Below are 22,955 nucleotides of genomic sequence, written 5' to 3' on the forward strand. Positions count from 1 at the left end.
ACGCTCACGGACCTCAAACAAGCAGAGCGACACCAATGTTCGGCAAGAAATTTCCCCTGGAAGAAAAGACCCGCGAAGCGGCCGTTCAACCGGCGTCCGGTAATGCCGAGCCGGTGCGGGAGACGAGCCAAAAGCCGATCGAAGTTCCGGCGGCCCGTACGGAAAAGGCCCACAAGGCCGAATATTACGCTCTGAAAAAGGAAATCTTCAGCGCCCTCATCGCGACAATCGACGTCGCAGCACTCTCCGGCATGGATGGGGAGCAGGCGCGCAAGGAAATCGGAGCGATCGTCAACGACATCGTCGCGGCCAAGAAGGCTGGCATTTCGATGGCGGAGCAGAACAACCTTCTCAGCGACATCTGCAACGACATCCTGGGTTACGGGCCGCTCGAGCCCCTGCTCGCACGCGACGACATCGCCGACATCATGGTCAATGGCGCAAACCAGGTTTTCATCGAGGTGAATGGCCGCGTGCAGGAGACGGGGATCCGTTTTCGCGACAACGAGCAGCTACTCAATATCTGCCAGCGCATCGTCAGCCAGGTTGGCCGGCGCGTCGACGAATCGAGCCCGATCTGCGACGCGCGTCTAGGCGACGGTTCGCGTGTCAACGTGATCGCGCCTCCCCTGGCAATCGACGGCCCCACGCTGACGATCCGCAAGTTCAAGAAGGAAAAGCTGACCCTTGACCAGCTGGTCCGGTTCGGCTCGATCTCGCCGGAGGGCGCCGAGGTTCTCAAGATCATCGGACGCGTGCGCTGCAACGTCCTCATTTCCGGCGGTACCGGCTCCGGCAAGACGACGCTTCTGAACTGCCTGACCGGTTATATAGAGCACGGCGAGCGCGTCATCACCTGCGAGGATGCGGCGGAGCTTCAACTGCAGCAACCGCATGTCGTGCGACTCGAAACGCGGCCGCCGAACATCGAGGGACAGGGTGAGATCACCATGCGCAACCTCGTGAAGAACTGCCTGCGCATGCGGCCCGAGCGGATCATCGTCGGCGAGGTCCGCGGGCCCGAGGCCTTCGACCTGCTGCAGGCGATGAACACCGGTCACGACGGTTCGATGGGAACGCTCCACGCCAACTCTCCGCGCGAAGCGATGGCGCGCGTCGAGGCGATGATCACCATGGGCGGGAGCTCCTTGCCGGCCAAGACGATCCGGGAGATGCTCGTCTCGTCGGTCGACGTGATCGTTCAGGCGGCGCGCCTTCGCGATGGTTCGCGCCGGATTACCCACATCACCGAAGTGCTCGGCATGGAAGGCGACGTGATCACGACGCAGGACCTCTTCGTCTACGACATTCTCGGCGAAGACGAGAAGGGAAACATCATCGGCAGGCACCGTTCGACCGGCATAGGGCGGCCGGCATTCTGGGATCGCGCTCGCTATTACGGCGAAGAGACCCGGCTCGCCGCGGCCCTCGACGCGGCGGAAATGAAGGCCGCCGCTTGAATTAAACGCTGACAAAGGGCCAAAACAGATGGCAACCTCTTTGCTGTTTCCCGTTTTCGTCTTCCTCCTGGCATCCACCAGCATCGGCGGTGTGATGATGGCGGCGTTCTATCCGCGTGTCTCGAAGGCAAGCGCCTATCGACAGAGGCTTGAGCGCATTTCGGCGCGGGCGGAAGACAAGCGAAGCGAACCAGCCGAGACGGATGGCCGCGACCGCCGCCGCTCGGTGGAAAAGACGCTGCGCGAGATAGAGGAGAAGCGCCAGGCGAATGCGCGCAAAGGCAAAGTGACGCTCTCGGCCAGACTCCGTCAGTCCGGCCTTCATTGGTCCCGCAAGGCCTATTTTCTCGTCTGTGCCGGCACCGCTCTGGTCACCTGGGTCGCGATGCTGATGGTTGTGGGCCTCGGCGCGCTTGTGTCGGTCGGTTTCGCGATCGCCGGCGGTCTGCTCCTTCCGCACCTCTATGTGAACATCAAGCGCAATGCGCGCTTTGCCCGGTTCGCCGCCGAGTTTCCGAACGCCGTCGACGTCATCGTCAGAGGACTCAAGGCAGGTCTGCCGATGCCGGATTGCCTGAGGGTGATTGCCACGGAAGCGCAGGAGCCGGTCAAGGGCGAGTTCCTCGCGATCGTTCAGGACCAGACGCTGGGCATACCGGTGGACGAGGCCGTGAAGCGCATGAGCGAACGCATGCCGCTTGCCGAAGCCAACTTTTTTGCCATCGTCGTCGCCATCCAGAGCCGCACGGGCGGCAGCCTCTCGGAAGCGCTCGGAAACCTCTCCAAGGTGCTCCGAGAACGCAAGAAGATGAAAGCCAAAATCAAGGCGATGAGCGCGGAGGCGAAGTCTTCGGCCGGCATCATCGGCGCTTTGCCGTTCGTCGTCGCGGGCGCCGTATATTTCACGAGCCCGGACTACATGACGCTCCTGTTCACGACGACGATCGGCAAGATCGTTCTCGTTTGCTGCGGCCTGTGGATGGGCATCGGCATCCTCGTCATGCGCAAGATGATCAACTTCGACTTCTGAGAACTTGAGATGAACCTTAGTGTCCATATCCCAGACCCGGAACAGTTGGCGGCCATGATGGCCGGCTTCTCCGCCTTTTCAGCGGTCGTCGTCGTTTCCTGGCCTTACGTCTTCCGGGACACGCTGTCGGAGCGTATGCGGAAGGTGGAGGGCGAACGCGAACGTATCCGCCAGCGCGAACGCGCCCGGCTGGAGGAGAAGAGCAAGGTATCACTGCGTGTGGAGCCGAAGCGGCTCTTTCAGGCGATCGTCGACCGCTTCCGCCTTGCCAAGCAGGCGGAGGACGGCGAGATCGTCCGCAAGTTGAGCATGGCAGGCTATCGTGGCCATGCCGCGGTGACGGCCTTTCTTGCCTTCCGGCTGATCGCGCCGGTTGCCATCTTCACGGCCTGCCTGTTTTACATCCTGTTGGTGGTCCGCCCGGAAGCGCCGCTGCTTCTGGTGGTGGCGATGGCCGCCGCCATGGGCGCGTTCGGATATTTCGCTCCCGCGATCTTCATCAGGAACAGGATCACCAAGCGGCAGCAGTCGATCCGGCGTTCCTGGCCGGAGGCGCTGGACCTGCTGTTGATCACCGTCGAAGCCGGCATGGGAATCGAAAGCGCTTTCCGCAAGGTTGGCGAGGAGGTCGGCACGCAATCGCCGGAAACTGCGGAGGAGATCCTGCTGACGACGGCGGAGCTTTCCTACCTGCAGGACCGGCGGCAGGCGTTCGAGAACCTTGGGCAGAGAACCGGAGTGGAGGGCGTGCGCGCCGTCGTCACCAGCCTCATCCAGGCGGAAAAATACGGCACGCCGCTTGGTCAGGCGTTGCGCGTGATGGCACAGGAGAACAGGGACATGCGCATGAGCGAGGCCGAGAAAAGAGCGTCCGCTCTCCCGCCCAAGCTCACCGTGCCGATGATCCTGTTTTTCCTGCCCGTGCTCTTTGCGGTGATCATCACACCGGCGGTCATTCAGATCATGAGCATCTAGAGGGGGCGGTGTGGCGCCTGCGCGTCAAGTCCGACGCGCGCGCCCCACAACGTTCATGTCCTTGTCTCGCCTCCCGGTTAGCTCCGTCCCCGGGCGATGGCAGCGATGTTCTCGGCTATGCTTTCCAGCGGCAGCACTAGGTCCACGAGGCCGGCACCGATCGCCGATTTCGGCATGCCGAAGACCACCGAACTCTTCTCGTCCTGCGCGATCGCCTTGCCGCCCGCCATGCGCAGCGCCCGAAGCCCCTCCGTCCCGTCATCGCCCATTCCGGTGAGGATCACCGCGAGCGACTTCCCCTTGAAGGCGCGCGCGATCGAACCGAAGAGGTAGGATCCGGACGGCTTGAAGCCGTTGACCGGAGCATCGTCCGAGACGCGTAGGCGCGATCTGCCCGAGACCCCGAGCTGATAATTGTCCGGTGCGAGGTAGACGGTGCCGGGTTTGAGAAGCTCTCCATTCCTGGCGATCTTCACCTGGAGCGGCACGGTCGCGTCGAGAGAGGCGGCAACGCCGTCGATGAAGCCGGTCGACATGTGCTGGACAATGAGGATCGGCACCGGGAAATCGGCTGAGAGGTCTCTGAGTATCGAACGGATCGCCGACGGCCCACCGGTCGAGGCCGCGATGGCCACGATTCCGATCGGTGTCCCTGTCGCTGGCGGTTGGTCTTTGGCTGCGCGATCTCCGCGGGCTTTCTGGCGCCATTGCCGGACGACCTTTACCTGCGACATGGCCTTGATTGTAGAGAGAAACTTTTCGATTGCCGGCTGTTCGAGCGGCATGCCGTGGGCGGCCGGCGCCGGGATGACCGCGAGAGCGCCCGCTTCGAGCGCCCGCGCCGAAATGGTCCCGAGCTGCGAGCCGTCCCTATGTGAGAGCAAAACGACCGGCGTCGGTGCCGCGATCATTATCTCCCTGACCGTTTCTGCGCTGTCATCCCCGGAAGGGCTAAGTTCCAGGGCGACAATGTCCGGCAGGAGTTCGCCGGTCATTCTAACGGCGTCTCTCCCGTTTCTTGCGATCAGGACGAGCTCCGCAGAGGCGTCCCCCTCGATCGCCCTCTTTACGAGATCTTCAAGCTCGTGCGTGGATGTCGCGAGAAGAATGCGTACCATCCTCTTCCCTCAAACGACCTGCCGCATTGTTTCCAGGAAGTCGTGCGCATCGAACTGATCCTTCCTCAAGTAGGCGTTTGCGCCGGCGCGCAGTCCCTTCAACTTGTCTTCAATGGATTCCCGCCCGGTGACGAGTACGACGGGCGTGCCGGTAAGGCGGTCCGACTGGCGAATGGCCCGGGTCAGCTCGAAGCCATTCATTGACGGCATATCGACGTCGGCTACGACCACGTCGGCTCCATGGTCGCGAAGCTGCTTCAACGCTTCCGTGCCGTCGGTCGCCATGGTCACATCGTATCCGGCGCCTTCCAGTATGAGCTTCACCAATGTTCGAACATATTTTGAATCGTCTACGACAAGGACCTTCCGACGAGCGGCCGCAACGGGCCGGCGCCCGACGACGCTCTTGCGAGGCTGCACCTCGGCTGCAGCCTCGGCGAGGGCTGCGACGTTCAAGAGGAGGGCGATGCGCCCGTCGGGGAGCACCATTCCACCGCTGTAACGCCGGACATTTGCCAGGCGCCGACCGAGCGATCGTGTGAGCAGTTCCTGTTCCCCGGTGATTTCGTCGACGAGCACTGCCATGGGCCCGCCCGGCGAGTCGACAACCACTGCCGGGATGGTTTCGCTCGCGTCGCTCCGGTTCGGCTGGAGGCGGAGCCAAAGCGAAAGATCGACGAAGGGCATCGGACCGGCGGGGGTACGGACGAAATCCCTGTCGTCCACCAGCGTGAAGTCCCCCCTGCCGATCCGGATGACGCGCTGGACGGACGTGGTGTCGATCGTGAACACATGTCCTCCTGCAAGGACTTCCAGAACACGAACCGTTGCAAGGGTCAGAGGCAGGGTGAGGGTAAAGGCAGCACCGCCGGTCGGTACCTGCGAAACGTCGACCGCGCCGCGTAGCTTTTCCACATTGCTTTTCACGATGTCGAGACCTATGCCGCGCCCTGAGAGGCTGGTGACGGTCGCCGAGGTGGAGACGCCCGGCTCGAAGACACGCCGCAGGAGATCCGCTTCGGGTTGCCTGTTTTGAGGGCTTTCGCCTGTCGCCGCACTCAGCAAAGCCAAATTCAGGCCGCGGCCGTCGTCTTCGACACGAACCTCCATCCGGTTTCCGCGCATGGCGGCCGAAACCAGGATGCTGCCCGTTTCCGGCTGTCCTGCCGCCCGACGCTCTTCCGGCGTCTGGATTCCATGCGCAACGGCGTTGCGGACGAGATGGCGCAGCGAATCCTGCAGCGCTGAAATGACGGAGCGATCGACTTCGATCTCTCCGCCCCTGATCTCCAGTTCTGCCCGTTTCCCCGATGCCGCCGCCACGTCCCGGATGATTCGGCTAAGGCCCTTGCACGCCTCCGCAAAGGGCTGTGTGCGCGCTAGCCTGATCTCTTCGTCGAGTGCGGTCACCGCACTTTGCATCAGGCGAACATCCTGGCGAAGGAATGCCGCGAGCTGACGCAGTCCGCTTTCGACACGCGCCACCTGTCCGGCGGGTTCAGAGCCCGGTGCGCGCATTTTCCTTGCTTCCTCGCGCAGCGAAGAGGCCTGCTCGGCATGACGCCGCATGACGCCATTGAAGGTGAGCATCTCACCGCTCCTGTAAAGGAGTGCATCGAGGCGCGCGGCGGAGACGCGCATGGAACCGTCGGTGTCGGTGGTGCGAATGGCGATCTCCGGCTCAGGCACGGGCGGATGGTGGTGCGCTTCTTTCATGCCGTCATCGGAACCCGCGCTTGCGATGGACTTCAGCTTTTCGACCACGTCCTCGCCATGCGCGGAAGAGGGGATCTCGCCGCCCTCAAGCAGATTGGCCGCGTCCCTGATCGCGTCCGCAGCCGACAGCAGCAGGTCCAGCCTCGATCTTTCGAGCACAAGCCGTTCATTCGCAGCGATCGAGAGAATTTCCTCCATCCAGTGACAAATCGTTTCCACGCCGCGCACCTGAAGCAGGCCGGCGGCACCCTTGAGGCTATGCGCCACCCTTAGAAGCTGTTCCTGCAGATGCCGTTTCCGATCCGCATCGCCGGACGCCTCAATTGCCAGCACGGCGTTCTCCATCTCCGACGCACGTTCCCGCACCTCCTGAGTGAACATGGTCAATAAGCCGGGGTCGAGTTCTTCAGGTGTTATCATGTTCGCTGCCGTGGTCGGTGAGCATTTCCTTCAGCCTTGAGCCGAGTTCGTTCAAGTCCTTCGCGGCCTCCTCGGCCTGCCGTATCGCCGAGAGATTCTGGCTGCTGGTCTGTTCGATGTAATGCATCGCTTCGTGAATCTGCTTCATGCCGGCGCGCTGCTGACCCGCCGACGCGGCGATCTGAGCGACCGATCGCGCGGAATCGTCTACGATCGCCTCCAATTGCCGGATGGTCTCGCCCGCTTCGCTGACCGTCTCGAGCGCACGGCTGACGCTCTTGGATCCATCCTCGGCGCCGATGACCGCGGAGTTTGTCGATTTCTGGATTTCCATGAGAATGCGGCGGACCCTGGTGGTCGCAGCCTTCGACTGGTCGGCAAGCGTCCGGATCTCGCTGGCGACGACATTGAAGCCCCTGCCGTGTTCACCGGCGCGCGATGCCTCGATCGCAGCATTCAATGCCAGGAGGTTCGTCTGGTCCGCGATCTCGGCAACGACCGACACGATTTCGCCGATCTCGAGGCTGTTTTCCGCAAGCGAGAGAATATCTGCAGCGATCGTTTCCGTCCGCGCGCTGACGGCATTCATCACCTGCACCGTGTCGTCCAGCGCTCTGCGGCCCTCATTGCTGATCTTGACGGCGTTGTCGTAGGAGGCGGCAACCTGCTGCGCGCGCTGCGCCGCCTGTTCTGAAGTCTGCAATACCTCATCGACGCTCGTGACCGTCTGGGCAACGGCCGAGGACTGCTCGCGCATGCCTTCGACCTGTTGCGTGGTGCCGGCGAGAATCTCGGCAGCTGACGATGAGAGGTGTTGCGCCGTTTCCGAAATCGTGGCGAGCAACTTCTCGAGCCTCTCCCTGCTGCCCCGCTCGTTGTCGATCATACCGGCAAGCCTCTCTGTCATCGCATTGAAGGAGGCGCCGAGAACTGCGAGCTCGTCGCTGCCGTCGACCGACGCCTTCTGCGCCAGGTCACCGGCGCTGACCTTTTCCGCCAGCACCGCGAGCGCGCGCGTGCGGCGGGCCAGACGGCGCCCGACCCTCAGCACCTGAAGGAGCACCAGCAGGGCGAGAGCCGAAAAACCGAACTGCAGCAATTGGGAGCGCTGGAGCCGGGTGGCTCCGGCCTGTTCGATGCGGCTGATCAATCCGTCCAGACGCGCCGCAAACGCTCTGATCTCCGGATCCAGCTCGTCCAGTGCGCCGCGGCTGAGCGGTGCGCTGGCCATAGCGCTTTCCAGAGCGGGCGTGATTTCATCCCGCCATAGCTGGCGGGCTTGTTCGAGCTGCGTGAGAGCAGCAGGTTCGTTCGCTGCTGCCCGTCCGATCCCTTCCTCGCTATTCGCCAGACTTGCAAGAAGCCGCTCATTGCGATCCATCAAACGGCGCAGTTCGTCGGCAACAGCGGCCCGAGCCGGACCTTCCGCTCGTTCCAGGTGACTGGCCGTGTAGATCATCTGGTAGGCCAGCCGTTCCTTGCCAAGCGAGGACGTCGCCGCAAGATCCGCCCGCACGCGTTCCAGAGCAATGAAGCTGGACCCGACGAGCAGCGCCGATGCTGCTAAGAATAGGAGCATTGCCAACCCCAATGCGCCATAGAGGCTATTTGCTGGTCGGGGACTCATGGAACTCGGTCCTTTCCGTCTCGTCTCTGGCGGTGATCTGCCCATCATCAAGAAAGAAGCGGCGGTCCTCCAAAAGTAGGCGGCCGTCGAGAATGACCGTCCCGGCTTTCGTCGTCGTCCAATGCCAAGCTATGCCCGCAGCGGGCTCCGCTGAGCGGATTTCGTCCAGCGGGAGCGTCGATATTTCTGGGGCGGCTTCGGAAAGGATCAGGAATTCGGGCCGTTCCCGCCCGCACACGATCGCCCAGTCATTGGCGATACCGGCCAGTTGCGGGAGATCCAGCGGTCCGCGCAGATCGAATACGGGAAGCAGCTGACCGCGCAGGTCGTAAACGCCACAGGCATGCGGGGGCATTCCGGGGAGCGGGCTGACGCGTGCCCTCGAAACGATTTCGCAAACGAAGCGGATCTCCAAGGCAAACTGGCGATCCCCCAGTACGAAGATCACGAGATCGACGGCCTGTTCTTCGCTTTGCCCGGCGGATACGTCAACGGCCATGCGGGGTGATCGTTGCACGTATTGCGCTTCCGAATCCTGTTGTGCCGCTTCCAGAAGCGCCTCCGTCTGTTCTATCGCGGCTGCCATACGGCTTCTGACGGCGGTCCAGTCGAGCGGACGGGCGGCGGGTCGGGAAGGTGTCTTCATCCGGCTTCGCTCCCGAGATGTTGGCGTATCGTGGCGATCTCTCGCCGTGCGCGCTGCGCCAGATGTCCGGCCGTCGCCTCGGGCATCAACGCAACGTGTTCGCGCGGCGAACGAGAGAGGCAGGACGAGAGCGCATTTTCGAGGGCGCGCAGGGCCGCCTGCGGATCGCTGTCCTTGAGGCAGACACCGAGGAAGAACTGTGCAGCTGCCAGTTTGCCGTCGAGATAGGCCACCCGCCGGAGTGCCGCCGTCGCCGCGTCGGTCTCGCCGCTGGCCATCCGGGAGACACCTTCGAGGAAGTGCAGTTCCGCTGATAGCGGATGCCTCTCGATCGCTCGGGCGGCAAGGCGGGCTGCCTCAAGGGGCTCACCCAGGTCGAAACGCGATCGGATTTGCCGCGCGATGGCCTTGGCCGTATCGTCGCCGGTCGTTTTTCGCGAGGCCGCGGAGCGAGCCCGGGCGGGCGGAACGCACGCGGCCGGGTTGCCGGTCTGGCGCCGAACTGGAGCGAGGCACGCGGTCGGGTTCTTACGTGCGTCCGGAGCCATGATCCGGCGGTACACAATGCCCGCGGGCGTGATCGACGTCTCGAAGGGGGCGTATTTCCACAGGGGCGGGTCGGTCGGGGCGGTCAGCAGCCAGCCGCCATCGGAAAGGCAGGCCAGAAGCTGACGGGCGATGCGGCGCACCGCGCTCGCCTCGAGATAGACGAGCACGTTGCGGCAAAGGATCAAGTCGAAGTCAGCCAATGGCTTTTCCGGATCCGGAAGCGCGTCGGTGCCGAGGTTCAGATGAGCGAAGTCGACCTGCCGGCGCAATCGTTCGTTCAGTCGAAAACGCCCCTCGCACGAAGTGAAGTAACGTTGCCTCAGCCTCGGGTCCGTATTCCTCAAGGCCCACTCGCCGTATTCGGCAGCCTTGGCCGCGGCGAGTACCCTCCTCGAAATGTCGGCTGCATCGATCCGGACATCGTTCAGGAGGCCCTCCTCTTCGCAGAGAATGGCAAGGGAATAGGGTTCCTCACCCGTCGCACAGCCGAGGCTCCAGAACCGCAGAGGAGGCCCCCGGACCGCCGTCGCAGCAGTTCCGGGAGAATTGTCTGCCGTATCAGTTCGAATTGCTCGGGTCCCCGGAAGAAATGCGTCTCGGCGACCGTAACCGCAGAGATCACGTCATCTGTCAAATACTCGTCCAATCCCAGCCGGTCGAGAAGCGAGCGGCCCTCGCCAATGCGGCGCCGCACCATCACCCGCTCTATCGCCGTGGCGACGGCTTCTTTCCGGGAGGCCGAGAAGCTCAGGCCGATCTTGCCTGCAACCTGTTCAGCGAGCTCCAACGAGGGGCGGCGCCTGTTCACTGGACACCTCGTTGCCCGTGTGCCGGACAGGCGCGAAGCGGCGTCGGGATGAAACTCTCTGTCAAAACCGGCTGGCGCATTATCGTTCCACATACATTGACTGCTGTCGTCACTACGTCCTGGCGTGTATTTGCGCTATTCGTCCGGATGACCTAGAGGGCGGCCTATCCAAGCGGACTATTGTCGGTTTTCGGTCATCGGCAAAAGGCGCGCCCCGGCCGCGGCCGCCTCCTGGCGGTTCCTGACCCGCAGGCTTCGGAATAATGCTGCCATGTGGATCTTCACGGTGCCTTCGCCGAGTTTCAGCTTGCGGGCGATTTCCTTGTTCGAGAACCCCTGTACAAGGAGCTGTAAGACTTCGTGCTGCCTCGGCGTAAGGAATTCGATTGTACGGCGGCGTTCGTTCTGGTCTCCCGCGCCAGGCGCTGGCGTCTCTGCTTCGGAAGGGGAGGCGCGGCCTGCAATGGAGGGAGGGACATAGACCGCTCCGTTGAGAATGGCGCGAACCGCTTCGGCGAGGTCGGTGGCGCCAAGGCCCTTGGGGACATAACCGTTTATGCCTGCCGTCAGGGCGGAGAGGATATCCGATCGGCGCGACGATGCCGAAACGACCGCGACTTTCAAATCCGGGTGGACGTCGCGCACGGCAGCAAGGCTGGCGACGCTTTGCATGCCCGGCATCGCCAGATCGAACAATGCCAGCGAGACGTCTTCGCGCTCGGAAAGCCTCTCGATCGCCTCGTCGAGTGACCCGGTCTCGATAATCTCGGTAAAGCGCAATTTGCTCTTCAAAATGAAGCCAAGCGCAATCCTGAAGAATTCATCGTCATCGGCAATAAGTGCGACGCCTGAGGCATTCATTACGCTATCCCCGCTCGCTGGCTCACGCCACGGGTTTCCGAACCCGGCTCGACTTGCAACTAACGATCGTCTCGGCGAATGAGTTCCCGTCATTTCGATCAATGAGCAGTAGTAATTGGATTGTGCCACACACGCCGCGCGACGTGTAGGGCTAATTCCTGCCCTGCTTGGAAACTGCGCCATTCGAGTTAGAGGGAACCGGCTGCGATCAGCTTGGAGATTTCCGCGGCGGGCAGGGGGCGCGAAAAGAGGTAACCCTGCACCTCATTGAAGCCTTCCGAATTCACCACCGCCAGCTGATCCTCCGTTTCGACGCCCTCGACCGTTGTCGTCATGCCAAGGCTCTGCCCAAGGCCGGCGACGGCCTTGACGATCGCGAGCGACTCCTTGCCGTGCGGCAGGTCCCGGACGAAGGCCTGATCGACCTTGATCTTGTCGAAGGGAAAGCTGCGCAGGTACCCAAGTGACGAATAGCCCGTTCCGAAATCGTCCATCGCGATCTTGACGCCGAGCCTTCGCAGGTCCTGTAGCAGCTCGAGGTTATGCTCGCTCTCATCCAGCAGAACCGTCTCGGTGATCTCCAATTGCAGACGAGCGGGATTAAGTCTGGTGGCGGAAAGGGCGTTGGCGACGGCCCTCACCAGGTTGCGATGCTTGAACTGGACAGGGGAGAGGTTTACGGCGACGCTCACATGTTCAGGCCAGCGCGCGGCTTGTCCACATGCCTCACCCAGAATCCATTCGCCGATCGGAACGATCAAGCCGGTCTCTTCGGCAATCGGAATGAATTCGGCCGGCGCGATCATTCCCCGTTGAGGGTGTCGCCACCGCAGCAACGCCTCGCAGCAGCTCACGCAGCGCGACTCCAGGCTCACCAGCGGCTGATAATGCAGCTCGAACTCTCCCCTCGCCAGCGCATCCCGCATTGCGATCTTCATCTGCTGGTGTGCTTGCAGCTGCGCATGCATCGCCACGTCGAAGAGCTTGTAAGTGCCGCGGCCGCTGGATTTCGCACTGTAGAGCGCGATGTCGGCCGCCTTGATCAGCTCATCTGCAGAGGTCCCGTCTTCCGGCGCAAAGGCAATCCCGATGCTCGTCCCCACAGTTGCGGCGACGCCCTCGATGCTGAAGGGTTCGGAAAGGGTATCGATCATCCGTTGTGCGAGGCGGAACGCTTCGTCACGTGACTTCGTCAAAGGTTGTATTATGGCGAATTCGTCGCCCCCAAGTCGCGCGACGGTCTCCGTGGTTCTGACGGATTGGATCAGTCTTTGAGAGACCTGACGCAGTAAAGCGTCGCCGGCGGGGTGGCCGAGCGTGTCGTTGACGGCTTTGAAGCCGTCAAGGTCCAGGCACAGCACTGCCATACGGGCATGGCTGCTCTCGTTCAGCGCCTGCTCGAAGCATTCTCGGAAGAACATCCGGTTCGCGAGGCCCGTAAGCATGTCGTGCCTGGCCATATGCGCGATCTGCTTTTGGGCCAGCAGCGTGTCCTCTTCCGCGCGACGCCGCTCGGTTATGTCTCGGCAGAAAATGGAAATGCCGTCTTGCGTCGGGGAGGCATTCGCTTCGACCCACCGGCCGAGCGACGACAAATGGTCCTCGAAAAAGGAGCGGACCCGTCGGTCCATCACTTCGCGGCAATGCTTGGCGAAGCTCCCCTTTTCCTCTTCGGGGAAGAGCTTCCAGAACACTCTACCGAGCGCCTCGTCTCCGACCTGCAGCAGCTTCCGAGCGTTCTCGTTGAGATAGCGCACGCGCCAGTCGGCGTCGAGCAGCATGACGCTGTCCATGGTGCTCTCGAGAACCGAAGAAAGCTGGTCGGCAGCGGCTTCGGCGTGCCTTTGCGCACGACTGATTTCGTCGCTTGCTCGCTTCGCATCGGTAATGTCGCGCCAGATCGACAGGATTCTGAACGGTTTTCCTTGATGGTCCGTGATCGGGGCCGAGATCACGTCCATGCATCTTTCTTCACCGCCGGCATCCCGAACGGAAATCTCGAAACGCGCTGTCTCCCCGCGTCTGACGCTTTCCCAGGCCGCCTCGACCTTGTCGGCGTCGGAAGCTCGCCCGATGGAGTCCCATGTCTGCCCCGTCACCGGAGCACCTTCATCCAGTCCGAAGATTCGCCGCCCGGCCTCGTTCATAAGCAGCGGCCGTCCCTCCATGTCGAGCACGCGCACACAGTCGGGACTGCTGTCAAAAATGCTTCTGATAAACGCCTGAGCTTCCTGCTGAGCTACCTCCGCGGCTCGCCGTTCCGTGATGTCGAGAACGGACCCGACATAACCGAGGAACGTTCCGTCGGCGGAGAAGCGCGGTTGCCCGACGTCGATGACCCATGCCCAGCTTCCATCGGCTCGTCGCAACCGGTACTCGCTGTGCACCGGTTCCTTGCCCGCAGTCGCCCTGAAGAATATTTCCTGGACTGCCTGCCGATCATCGGGATGGATGACGTCGACCCAACCGAAACCGAGCGCCTCGGCCTCTGTTTGCCCCGTCGTTTCCAACCACAAGCGATTGAAGAAGCTCGTGTCGCCTGTGGGGTCGGCAACCCAGATCATCACGGGCGCGTTGTCAGCGATGGCTCGAAAGCGGGCCTCGCTTTCGCGCAAGGCGTCGGCGGCGCGTCGCCTTTCGTCGATATCTTCCAGGAGGCCGTACCAGCGCACGATTTTTCCATCCGCGTCTCGCTTTGCGGCTGCGCGAGCGCGGAACCAGCGATAATGGCCGGTCCGGGTCAAAAGCCTGTATTCGCAGTCGAATGGTGCGCCGCTCGCCAGGGAGCGGTGCCATTTCTCGTCCAAAGATTGCGCGTCCTGCGGATGAACGGCTTTGGCCCATCCACTGCCGAGCGTTTCTTTTTCGCCCAGGCCAGTCAGTTCGCTCCATCGCGGGCCAACCTCCAGGACCTCTCCCGCCGTGTTTGCGGTCCAGGGAACTTGCGGGTGAAGGTCAACCAGAGAGCGATAGTGCTCCTCGCTCGCCCGGAGAGTCTCTTCGGTCCTGCGCAGGTCGGTGATATCCACGATCGTCACGACCACGAACTTTTCCCCGGTCGGACCGGCGGGAATGCTCACGCACCGCTTTTTCGTCAGGAGCGTGCGCTGTGTCCCATCTGGCGTCGTGATTTGCTCTTCGAGCTCGTGGCCTTCGCCTGTCGAAAGCACGACCCTGTCGAGCGAGACGATCCTGTCTGCCTGCTCCCCCGGTAATATGTCGTGGTCGGTCCGTCCGATGAGCTGGTTCCGGTCTTTGCCCAGAAGCTCGCAAGCCGCGTCGTTGATGAAGACGAACCGTGACGCATCGTCCTTGACGATCACCGCTTCGGCAATGCCATCCATAAGCCGGTGAAGGAGATCATGGGGCCTATGGGAGGGCGGTTCGGGCGTCGGTGCGTTCATGACACGACACTCAGATTGGTGAGGCGCTGTATCGCATTGGAAGAAAGCCCCCGCTAGGTTGTGCAACCTGGGTCAACTGCTCGCGACCGCAAATTGTTCCCGCAGAAAGACACGAGCCTCTTGTGTTACAAGGATAGGCGCGCGCTTAGGCCGCTTCGAGCCGGCTGAACCGAACCGGGATAAGTTGCCGCGCCGCGAATTGCCCGGCCGAATCCTTGTCGATGACGGTCAGCACCTGTTCTTCCGAGCCGACAGGAAGAACAAGGCGGCCCATTGGCTTGAGCTGCTCGAGCAAAGCCGGGGGCGGCTGCTCAGCCGCCGCCGTGACGAGAATCTTGTCGAACGGAGCGTGCTCGGGCCAGCCGCGAGAACCGTCGCCGATACGAATGCCGACATTCGACATGCCGAGGCCGTGCAGGAGAGCTTCGGCCTGACCTGCGAATTCCTCGATGATCTCGACGCTCCAAACTTGGCCGGCGAGTTGCGCGAGGATTGCGGTTTGGTAGCCCAGGCCGGTGCCGATCTCGAGCACGGCCTCATGCGGTTGGGGGGCAAGGAGATCGGTCATGAGAGCGACCATGAAGGGCTGCGACACGGTTTTATCAAAGCCGATCGGAAGCGGCATGTCCTGGTAGGCAAAGGGCGCAGCCGGGACCGGCACGAAAAGATGCCGGGGCACCCGCAGCATCGCTGCCATCACCCGTTCATCGAGCGCCGCCTTGCCGAGTTCTTCGCTTGCAAGGTCGGCATAGATTGCGACAACCTCGACCATGTGCCTGCGCAGAACCGCGAGATGCTCTTCGTTCATTGGCTTCATGAGGGCGGGCTCCTCAGCCAGTCGGCCCGCAAATGGGCCTCTCGACATTAAAGGGTGACGGACATGCAATAGCAAGATCAAATGGTAACAATGGGCTGAGCGATCCGGCGCGTCGCAGGCAATCTCAGAAGGTGTAAGCCGACGGGCGCGCAAGCGCGGACAGAGCATCGGGGATTTGTCAAAGCGACAATAATCTTGTGAAAGACCCGATACTCAGGGCACAATTTGTGAGTGCGGCGCTATCTCGACTCCGGCCGTCTTGCGCCGAGAGTTCGTGGCGAAAGGTCGGCGTCGATGCATCAGGGGTTCTTTCTTCTGTTCGCTACGGTGTCCGTGGTCACAGCCCTGACACTGGTTCTGGCGCGCAATCCGGTTCACAGCGCATTGGCGCTGATGGCGTGCTTCCTGCAGATTTCGGCAATCTTCGTCATGCTCGGTGCGCCGCTGCTCGCGGTCATCCAGATCTTCGTCTATGTCGGCGCGATCATGGTCCTGTTCCTTTTCGTGATCATGATGGTCGACGTGCGCGAAGCGGTGCTGCAGCGCTTCATGCCGGGCGGCAACCTGCCGGCGCTCGCGCTGCTCGTCCTGCTCGGTGCCGAGATGGTCGTGCTGGTGCTCTGGAGCGATCGCTTCACCGCAACGCCGCCCGTTGCCGAGCGCGGCGGCGATGCGATCAGGGATCTCAGCAAGGCGCTCTTCTCCGACTATCTCCTGCCGTTCGAAGTCGCCTCGGTCATCCTGCTCGCGGCCCTCGTCGGCGCCATCGTGCTGGCGCGGAAGGAACCTGGCTGATGGTCCCGCTCTGGTGGTCGATCCTGCTCGGAGTGGCCCTGTTCGTGATCGGGGCGGGGGGCGTCCTGTTGAGGCGCAATATCCTGATCGTGCTGATGTCGCTGGAGCTCCTGCTCAATTCGGTCAACATCAATTTCATCGCCTTCGCCCAGTACTACGACGACTTCCGCGGACAGATCTTCGCGATCTTCGTCATCGCGATCACCGCGGCGGAGGTTGCCGTGGCCCTCGGCATATTGGTCGCGCTGGTGAGGAACAAGTCCACCCTCAAGGTAGACGACGTCACCATTATGAAAGGATAGCGGCTTGGACCCGGTGATATCGACCCGGCCGCTGCTCGCCGTCGCCGTCGCCGGACTGGCGGCCCTCGCCATCCTCTTTCTCAACAAGCGCGAGAAACTCCGCGACGCGGTATCGCCGGTCGCGGCGGTCGCCATGTTTGCGATCGTCGTCTCCATGGCGCCCACGGTACTGGCCGGCGGCACCGTCGAACTTCGCCTGTTCGAGATCCTGCCGGGGATCGACTTCGCGTTCCGCGCCGATGCGCTCGGCATGGTGTTCGCCACGGTCTCGTCGCTTCTGTGGATCGTGGCCGCGGTCTATTCCATCGGTTACATGCGTCATTTGCACGAGCATGCGCAGACCCGCTTTTTCGCATGCTTCGCCACCAGCCTCGCGGCTGCGGTGGGCGGCGCCTTCGCCGCGAATTCTGTTCACGTTGGTTATCTTCTACGAGGTGCTGAGCCTCGTCACCTATCCGCTCGTCTACCACCACGAGGACGAAGACGGATGGCGGGGCAGCCGCAAGTATCTCGTCTATCTGATGGGCGCTTCGAAGAGCGTGCTTCTCGCTGCCTTGGCGCTGACCTACCACATCGCCGGGTCGCTCGACTTCGTGGCGGGCGGGCTGCTGGCCGGCGCCAATGCCTCGGCGACGCTGCTCGCGGTCGTCTATTTCTGCTATCTTTTCGGCTTCGCCAAGGCGGCGGTAATGCCGATGCATGCCTGGCTGCCCGCCGCAATGGTGGCGCCGACGCCGGTCAGCGCGCTCCTGCATGCCGTGGCGGTCGTCAAGATGGGCGTCTTCTGCGTGCTGCGGGTGATCTTCCATGTCTTCGGCGTTAGCATGGTCGGGGAGCTGGGCCTCGGCATCGCCACGGCCTATCTGGTCTCGTTCACCATCCTGATGGCGTCGGTGTACGCGCTGACGCGGGACGACCTGAAGGCGAGGCTCGCCTATTCGACCGTCAGCCAGCTCTCCTACATCGTCTTGGGCGCGGTTCTCCTGTCGCCGCTGGCGATGGTCGGCGGCATCATCCACATCGCCGCGCATGCATTCTCCAAGATCACGCTCTTTTTCTGCGCGGGGTCGATCTATTGTGCGTCCGGAAAGCGCAATATCAGCGACATGGCCGGCATTGGCCGCAGGCTTCCCTGGACGATGGGGGCATTTTTCGTCGCGTCGCTGAGCATGATCGGGATCCCGCCGACGGCAGGTTTCGTCAGCAAGTGGTATCTGGCCGAGGGCTCGGTAGAGGCCGGGCAGATGGCGTTCCTCGCCGTGCTGCTCGCAAGTTCGGTCCTCAACGCCGCCTATTTTCTGCCGGTCAGCTACACCGCCTTTTTCGAGTCGGAGACCAAGGAGAGCCGGGCACCGGTTCGCGAAATCCCGCTGGTCACGATCCCGCTGGTCGTGACCGCGATCCTGTCCGTGCTAATGGGCATCTTCCCCTACTATTTCCTCACCCTCGCCGACGGAGTGATCCGATGATTAAGCCTGTCGTCGTTTTCTTTGGTGACGCGCAATATGCGAGGCTGCGCCGGCGGCTGTTCTATCTGGTGCTCGTCCTGATCGTCGTCGCCGACTTCCTGGTTCGCCGCGATCACGCCGAATACCTGTGGGAGCGCCTGCCGGGCTGGTCGGCGGCGTACGGTTTCGGCTCCTGCGTGCTGCTCATCTTCGTTTCCAAGTTTCTCGGCCACCGGGCCGGGCTGATGCGGCGCGAGGACTATTATGACTGATTTCGTCCATCCGGCCCTCATCTTCATTCTGGGCGCTCTACCGATCCCGTTCTTCACGGGACCGGTGCGTAAAGCCTATCTCGTGCTGATCCCGGTACTGGCGGTCGTCGTCGTCCTGGCGATAGAGCCCGGCAGTTATGGCGAGACGCAGTTCCTCGGCCAGGAAATTCTGATTGCAAAGGTCGACCAGCTCAGCACCGTCTTCGCTACCGTCTTCGCCATCATGGCGCTGATCGGGACGGTCTATGCATTGCACCTTTCCGGCGCCGGCCAGCATGTAGCCGCCTTCGTCTATGTCGGCAGCGCGCTCGGGGTGGTGTTCGCAGGCGACTATCTAACCCTCTATCTGTTCTGGGAGGGCATGGCATTCGCGTCGGCTTATCTCGTCTTCGCTCAAGGAGGGCGACAGGCGATCCGCGCTGCCTTTCGGTATCTCATGGTCCACGTCACAGGCGGCGTCATCCTGCTCGGTGGAATTCTGCTCCATGGGGCAGCCGCAGGCTCGCTGCTCTTCGGTCCGGTCGAGGGCGCTTTGGACGCGGGTACCTACCTCATTCTTGCCGGCTTCCTGCTCAACGCGGCGGTGCCGCCGCTCAATGCCTGGCTGACCGATGCCTACCCGGAGGCGACCGTCACCGGCGCGGTGTTCATGAGCGCGTTCACGACCAAGACCGCCGTCTACGTGCTGGCGCGGGCGTTTCCGGGTATCGAACTGCTGGTCTGGCTCGGCACGGTGATGGCGCTCTACGGCGTCATTTATGCGGTGCTGGAAAACGACTGCCGCCGCCTTCTTGCCTATCATATCGTCAGTCAGGTGGGCTACATGGTCGCGGGCATCGGCATCGGCACCGAGCTGGCGGTGAACGGGGCCACCAGCCATGCTTTCGCGCACATCCTTTACAAGGGGCTTTTGTTCATGGGTGCCGGGGCGGTGATCTACGTCACCGGCCGGCGCAAGCTCACCGAGCTTGGCGGGCTCTACAAGGCAATGCCGCTGACGGTAGCGCTCTATATGATCGGCGCCTTTGCGATCTCGGCATTTCCGTTCTTCTCGGGTTTTGTCAGCAAATCGATGGTGATAGCCGCGGCAGGGCAGGATCATCGCGCGCTTGTGATGCTGGCGCTGACGATGGCGTCGTCCGGGACGTTCCTGCACACCGGGCTCAAGCTCCCCTATTACATGTTTTTCGGTACCGACCGGGGGCTGCAGGCACGGGAGCCACCCGGCAACATGCTGGTCGCGATGGGCATGGCGGCGGCGCTCTGCATCGCCATCGGCGTATTCCCCGGCCCGCTCTACGCGCTTCTGCCCTATCCTGTCGATTTCGAGCCCTATACCGGCGTCCACGTGACCGAGAGCCTCGGGATCCTGATGTTCACGGCTTTGGGCTTCGTGATCTTCCTTCGGGCGCTCGATCCCGAGAACACGATCAGCCTCGACACCGACTGGTTCTATCGCAAGGGCGCCCGCGCCTTCATGTGGTTCGCAGAAAGACCGTTGGCGCGGTATGAGAAGGCGGTCAGCGACGTGTCGGAGACTGCGGTACTGCCCTTCCTGCACGGCTCGGCGCGCACGGGGTGCGGCTCGATCTCAATGGCGTGGACGGCGTCGTGAATGGTTTCGCCCGATCGATCCTTGACGGCGGCAGCGTATTGCGACGTTGGCAGAGCGGCGTCGTCACCCATTACGTGCTGGCGATGATCGCCGGTCTGATCGCGGCCATCCTCGTCTTTGCGGTGGTGTGGAGGTAGGCACGATGTCGATCCCGCTGCTGAGCCTCATCGTCTTCCTGCCCGTCGCCGGGGCGGCGGTGGTGGTGTTCATGCGCAGCGACGATGCGGTGCGGTGGACGGCGCTCGGTTTCGGGATTGTCGATCTCGCGCTCTGCATCGTGATGCTGGCCGGTTTCGACACGACGACGCACGAAATGCAGTTCATCGAGAGCCGCCCCTGGGTGCCCGCGCTCGGGATCACTTACGCGCTCGGCGTCGACGGCATCAGCGCGCTCTTCCTGTTCCTGACGGCGCTTTTGAGCTTGATCTCCGTGCTCGCTTCCTGGGTGGCGGTCGACCGCAAAGTGAAGGAGTTCATGGTCAGCCTGCTGATCATGCAGGCGCTGATGCTCGGTGTCTTCTGCGCGCTCGACCTGTTCCTGTTCTACGTCTTCTGGGAGGCGATGCTGATTCCGATGTATCTGATCATCGGCGTCTGGGGCGGGGAAGGCCGGGTCTATGCGGCGTTCAAGTTCTTCCTCTACACGCTGGCCGGCAGCATCCTCTTCCTGATCGGCGTCATCGTGCTCTATTTCCAGGGGGGCGAGACCTTCGACATACTCGTCCTGACGGCGCAGGATCTCCCCTTCGGCGTTCAGTCCTGGCTGTTCTTCGCCTTCCTGGTGGCCTTCGCCGTCAAGGTGCCGATGGTGCCGGTGCACACCTGGCTGCCGGACGCACATGTCCAGGCGCCGACGGCGGGCAGCATTATTCTCGCGGGCGTGCTCCTGAAGATGGGCGCTTACGGGTTCCTGCGCTTCTCGCTGCCGATGCTGCCGGAAGCATCGCTCTATTATTCGACGCTTATGCTCGTGCTTTCGGCTGTTGCGATCGTTTATGGCGGCTTGCTGGCCCTGGCTCAGGACGACCTGAAAAAGCTGGTGGCCTATTCCAGCATCAGCCATATGGGATTTGTGACGCTCGGGATTTTCGCGCTGAATCTGCGCGGGCTCGAGGGCAGCATCCTGCAGATGTTCAACCACGGGATAACGACTGGCGCATTGTTCCTGTTCGTGGGCCTGATCTATGAGCGCACCCATACCCGCAGCATCGCGAATTACGGCGGGCTGATGAAGGCGGCGCCCGTCTATACCGCCTTTCTTGCGCTCTTCACCCTGTCTTCGATGGCGCTGCCGGGGACGAACGCTTTCGTCGGCGAACTGCTGGTGCTGTCAGGCGGGTTTGCGGCAAACCTCGCCGCGGGCGCCGCGGCCGTAGTGGGTGCGTTGCTGAGTGCCGCCTACCTGCTCGGCATGTACGGGAAAGTGGCGCTTGGTCCGGCGAATGTGACTGCCAGGTACAAGATAAACGACGTGAATGGCCGCGAGCTGGCTGCCATCCTGCCGCTCGCCGTCTTTGTGCTCTGGGTCGGGCTCTATCCGCGACCCTTCCTCGGGATCATCGATGCGTCGGTGCGAAATCTGCTGGTGCAGGTACACGGTGAAGGGAGCGGTCAATGACTGCTGCCGCGCTTCTCCAATGGGCCTTGGCGAGCGTCCCCGAAATCATCGTGGTCACCGGTGCCTGCATCCTGCTGATTGTCGGAGAGCTTGTGCGCAAGGGGCGGGACGAACTGCTCCTGTGGGCTTCGGTAGCGATCGTGCTCCTCGCCGCGGTGGCCACGCTCATGCTGGCAGGCGAGATACGGCCAGCCTATGCGGGCATGTTCATTTCCGACCGCTTCGCCGTCTTTTTCAAGATGGTGTTTTATCTGGCGACCATCCTGACCTTTTTCCTGTCGCGGAAATACGCCGAGATCGAGGGGATCGGCAGGAGCGAATATTATGTCCTGCTGCTCTTCGCCCTTGCGGGGATGATGATTATGGCCTCGGCGATCGACCTCCTGTCGATCTATGTGGGTCTCGAGCTGATGGTGCTCTGCACCTATGTGCTGACAGGCTTCCTGCGCAAAGAGCGGCGGTCGAACGAGGCGGCGTTGAAATATGTGATCCTCGGCGCAGTATCGACGGCGATTTTCCTTTATGGCGTTTCGCTCATCTACGGGCTCACCGGTACGACCCAACTGGACCGGATGGCTGAGGCGGTGAGCGGCGGTCCACTCGATCCCGCCCTGCTGCTGGCGGTCGTTTTCATCGTTGCGGGGCTCGTCTTCAAGATCGGCGCCGTGCCGTTCCATATGTGGGTGCCGGACGTCTATGAAGGCGCTCCCACGACGATCACTGCCTTCATGTCGGTCGCGCCCAAGGCGGCCGGGTTCGCGGTGATTCTCCGGGTGTTCCTCAATCCTCTCGTCGAGGTCTCGAACGCCTGGATCATCGTCGCGGCCATTGCGGTGGCAACGATGGCGCTCGGCAGTTTCGTGGCGCTGGTGCAGGACAATTTCAAGCGTCTGCTCGCCTATTCCAGCATCGCCCATGCGGGTTTTGCTATTTTCGGTGTGGTGGCCGGCGGCCAGGACGGGATCGCCAGCGTGATGCTCTATCTGCTCATCTACACTTTCATGAATCTCGGCATTTTCGGCGCCGTGATCATGATGCGGAACGGCGATTTATCCGGCGAGGTCATCGAAGACTACGCAGGTTTCGCCAAGTTCCATCCCGGGCTCGCGCTTCTGATGCTCCTTTATCTCTTCTCGCTCGCCGGCATCCCGCCGACGGCCGGTTTCTTCGCCAAGTTCTACGTGCTGGTCGCGCTGGTCGAGCGAGGTTTCGTCGTGCTGGCGGTGATCGCAGTCCTGCTCAGCGTCGTCGCCGCCTATTTCTATATCCGCATCGTGATGGTGATCTACATGCGCGAGCCGGAAAGGACGTTCGAACCTGCGCTGACGCCGCTCGTCCGTGCCACGCTCGCCTTCACAGCAGCCGGCACCATCGGCATCGGCCTGTTTCCGGCGTGGTTCCTGAGGCTTGCTCAACAGTCGGCTTTCGGGGGGTAAGGCGGGTCTTCGCGCTGTATCGTCGATTGTTGCAGGCG

General features: G+C 62.3%; 15 protein-coding genes and 3 pseudogenes. 10 read left to right on the top strand and 8 right to left on the bottom strand.

Features of this window, described 5'->3' with window-relative positions; genetic code table 11:
- Window positions 1–35: 35 nt before the first annotated feature.
- The 3 genes from N0Q91_RS22060 to N0Q91_RS22070 are packed head-to-tail and all read left to right on the top strand — an operon-like array spanning window position 36 to window position 3,465.
- Window positions 36–1,460 carry a TadA family conjugal transfer-associated ATPase gene (locus N0Q91_RS22060; protein WP_275598232.1) on the top strand — a complete coding sequence of 475 codons (1,425 nt, stop codon included), beginning with the start codon at window positions 36–38 and terminating at the stop codon, window positions 1,458–1,460.
- 28 nt (window positions 1,461–1,488) lie between these two features.
- The gene (locus N0Q91_RS22065; RefSeq protein WP_275598233.1) at window positions 1,489–2,490 is read left to right on the top strand and encodes a type II secretion system F family protein; all 1,002 of its coding nucleotides are present in this window, start codon (window positions 1,489–1,491) and stop codon (window positions 2,488–2,490) included.
- A 9-nt stretch (window positions 2,491–2,499) separates the two neighbouring features.
- The gene (locus N0Q91_RS22070) at window positions 2,500–3,465 is read left to right on the top strand and encodes a type II secretion system F family protein (protein WP_275598234.1); all 966 of its coding nucleotides are present in this window, start codon (window positions 2,500–2,502) and stop codon (window positions 3,463–3,465) included.
- A gap of 77 nt (window positions 3,466–3,542) precedes the next feature.
- On the opposite strand, the gene N0Q91_RS22075 is transcribed toward N0Q91_RS22070, so the two are convergent.
- From N0Q91_RS22075 to N0Q91_RS22110, 8 genes and pseudogenes are all read right to left on the bottom strand, one after another.
- On the bottom strand, window positions 3,543–4,583 hold the full coding sequence (locus N0Q91_RS22075) for a chemotaxis protein CheB (protein ID WP_275598235.1): 1,041 nt from the start codon (window positions 4,581–4,583) through the stop codon (window positions 3,543–3,545).
- 9 nt (window positions 4,584–4,592) lie between these two features.
- Window positions 4,593–6,719, bottom strand: coding sequence for a hybrid sensor histidine kinase/response regulator (locus tag N0Q91_RS22080; RefSeq protein ID WP_275598236.1), 2,127 nt, complete (start codon window positions 6,717–6,719; stop codon window positions 4,593–4,595).
- On the bottom strand, window positions 6,706–8,346 hold the full coding sequence (locus N0Q91_RS22085) for a HAMP domain-containing methyl-accepting chemotaxis protein (protein WP_275598237.1): 1,641 nt from the start codon (window positions 8,344–8,346) through the stop codon (window positions 6,706–6,708). Before N0Q91_RS22085 ends, N0Q91_RS22080 begins: the two co-directional genes overlap by 14 nt.
- Window positions 8,324–8,992 carry a chemotaxis protein CheW gene (locus N0Q91_RS22090; RefSeq protein WP_275598238.1) on the bottom strand — a complete coding sequence of 223 codons (669 nt, stop codon included), beginning with the start codon at window positions 8,990–8,992 and terminating at the stop codon, window positions 8,324–8,326. Before N0Q91_RS22090 ends, N0Q91_RS22085 begins: the two co-directional genes overlap by 23 nt.
- Window positions 8,989–10,349: pseudogene (locus N0Q91_RS22095) on the bottom strand (CheR family methyltransferase). Before N0Q91_RS22095 ends, N0Q91_RS22090 begins: the two are co-directional and overlap by 4 nt.
- A gap of 177 nt (window positions 10,350–10,526) precedes the next feature.
- Window positions 10,527–11,210: a LuxR C-terminal-related transcriptional regulator gene (locus N0Q91_RS22100; RefSeq protein ID WP_275598239.1), complete on the bottom strand. Its 684-nt coding sequence runs from the start codon at window positions 11,208–11,210 to the stop codon at window positions 10,527–10,529.
- A gap of 188 nt (window positions 11,211–11,398) precedes the next feature.
- Window positions 11,399–14,614, bottom strand: a complete 3,216-nt coding sequence (locus N0Q91_RS22105; RefSeq protein ID WP_275598240.1) for a sensor domain-containing protein — start codon at window positions 14,612–14,614, stop codon at window positions 11,399–11,401.
- Between the two features lie 145 nt (window positions 14,615–14,759).
- Window positions 14,760–15,431: a protein-L-isoaspartate(D-aspartate) O-methyltransferase gene (locus tag N0Q91_RS22110; protein ID WP_275598241.1), complete on the bottom strand. Its 672-nt coding sequence runs from the start codon at window positions 15,429–15,431 to the stop codon at window positions 14,760–14,762.
- A 294-nt stretch (window positions 15,432–15,725) separates the two neighbouring features.
- Here N0Q91_RS22110 and N0Q91_RS22115 point away from each other — a divergent pair, with 294 nt between their 5' ends.
- The 7 genes and pseudogenes from N0Q91_RS22115 (at window position 15,726) to N0Q91_RS22145 (ending at window position 22,917) form a co-directional block, all read left to right on the top strand.
- Window positions 15,726–16,226 carry an NADH-quinone oxidoreductase subunit J family protein gene (locus N0Q91_RS22115; RefSeq protein WP_275598242.1) on the top strand — a complete coding sequence of 167 codons (501 nt, stop codon included), beginning with the start codon at window positions 15,726–15,728 and terminating at the stop codon, window positions 16,224–16,226.
- Window positions 16,226–16,528, top strand: a complete 303-nt coding sequence (nuoK, locus tag N0Q91_RS22120; RefSeq protein ID WP_100673253.1) for an NADH-quinone oxidoreductase subunit NuoK — start codon at window positions 16,226–16,228, stop codon at window positions 16,526–16,528. Before N0Q91_RS22115 ends, nuoK begins: the two co-directional genes overlap by 1 nt.
- A 4-nt stretch (window positions 16,529–16,532) precedes the next feature.
- Window positions 16,533–17,997: pseudogene (locus tag N0Q91_RS22125) on the top strand (complex I subunit 5 family protein).
- Window positions 17,994–18,248, top strand: a complete 255-nt coding sequence (locus N0Q91_RS22130; RefSeq protein ID WP_100673255.1) for a hypothetical protein — start codon at window positions 17,994–17,996, stop codon at window positions 18,246–18,248. Before N0Q91_RS22125 ends, N0Q91_RS22130 begins: the two are co-directional and overlap by 4 nt.
- Window positions 18,241–20,000 (top strand): annotated as a pseudogene (locus tag N0Q91_RS22135) (Na(+)/H(+) antiporter subunit D). The gene N0Q91_RS22130 and the pseudogene N0Q91_RS22135 overlap by 8 nt, the downstream one beginning before the upstream one ends.
- 5 nt (window positions 20,001–20,005) lie before the next feature.
- Window positions 20,006–21,481 carry an NADH-quinone oxidoreductase subunit M gene (locus tag N0Q91_RS22140; protein ID WP_275598243.1) on the top strand — a complete coding sequence of 492 codons (1,476 nt, stop codon included), beginning with the start codon at window positions 20,006–20,008 and terminating at the stop codon, window positions 21,479–21,481.
- Window positions 21,478–22,917 (top strand): NADH-quinone oxidoreductase subunit N, encoded by a 1,440-nt coding sequence (locus tag N0Q91_RS22145; protein ID WP_275598244.1) that lies wholly within the window; start codon window positions 21,478–21,480, stop codon window positions 22,915–22,917. Before N0Q91_RS22140 ends, N0Q91_RS22145 begins: the two co-directional genes overlap by 4 nt.
- The last annotated feature ends 38 nt before the right edge of the window (window positions 22,918–22,955 follow it).

Origin of the sequence: Sinorhizobium prairiense, from assembly GCF_029201645.2 — a bacterium.
Taxonomy (GTDB): domain Bacteria; phylum Pseudomonadota; class Alphaproteobacteria; order Rhizobiales; family Rhizobiaceae; genus Sinorhizobium; species Sinorhizobium meliloti_A.

What these genes read in the sequence shown, in the direction of transcription:
- N0Q91_RS22060 (WP_275598232.1), top strand. Translation starts at nt 36, where the DNA reads ATGTTCGGCAAGAAATTTCCCCTGGAAGAAAAGACCCGCGAAGCGGCC.
- N0Q91_RS22065 (WP_275598233.1), top strand. Translation starts at nt 1,489, where the DNA reads ATGGCAACCTCTTTGCTGTTTCCCGTTTTCGTCTTCCTCCTGGCATCC.
- N0Q91_RS22070 (WP_275598234.1), top strand. Translation starts at nt 2,500, where the DNA reads ATGAACCTTAGTGTCCATATCCCAGACCCGGAACAGTTGGCGGCCATG.
- N0Q91_RS22075 (WP_275598235.1), bottom strand. Translation starts at nt 4,583, where the DNA reads ATGGTACGCATTCTTCTCGCGACATCCACGCACGAGCTTGAAGATCTC.
- N0Q91_RS22080 (WP_275598236.1), bottom strand. Translation starts at nt 6,719, where the DNA reads ATGATAACACCTGAAGAACTCGACCCCGGCTTATTGACCATGTTCACT.
- N0Q91_RS22085 (WP_275598237.1), bottom strand. Translation starts at nt 8,346, where the DNA reads ATGAGTCCCCGACCAGCAAATAGCCTCTATGGCGCATTGGGGTTGGCA.
- N0Q91_RS22090 (WP_275598238.1), bottom strand. Translation starts at nt 8,992, where the DNA reads ATGAAGACACCTTCCCGACCCGCCGCCCGTCCGCTCGACTGGACCGCC.
- N0Q91_RS22100 (WP_275598239.1), bottom strand. Translation starts at nt 11,210, where the DNA reads ATGAATGCCTCAGGCGTCGCACTTATTGCCGATGACGATGAATTCTTC.
- N0Q91_RS22105 (WP_275598240.1), bottom strand. Translation starts at nt 14,614, where the DNA reads ATGAACGCACCGACGCCCGAACCGCCCTCCCATAGGCCCCATGATCTC.
- N0Q91_RS22110 (WP_275598241.1), bottom strand. Translation starts at nt 15,431, where the DNA reads ATGAAGCCAATGAACGAAGAGCATCTCGCGGTTCTGCGCAGGCACATG.
- N0Q91_RS22115 (WP_275598242.1), top strand. Translation starts at nt 15,726, where the DNA reads ATGCATCAGGGGTTCTTTCTTCTGTTCGCTACGGTGTCCGTGGTCACA.
- nuoK (WP_100673253.1), top strand. Translation starts at nt 16,226, where the DNA reads ATGGTCCCGCTCTGGTGGTCGATCCTGCTCGGAGTGGCCCTGTTCGTG.
- N0Q91_RS22130 (WP_100673255.1), top strand. Translation starts at nt 17,994, where the DNA reads ATGATTAAGCCTGTCGTCGTTTTCTTTGGTGACGCGCAATATGCGAGG.
- N0Q91_RS22140 (WP_275598243.1), top strand. Translation starts at nt 20,006, where the DNA reads ATGTCGATCCCGCTGCTGAGCCTCATCGTCTTCCTGCCCGTCGCCGGG.
- N0Q91_RS22145 (WP_275598244.1), top strand. Translation starts at nt 21,478, where the DNA reads ATGACTGCTGCCGCGCTTCTCCAATGGGCCTTGGCGAGCGTCCCCGAA.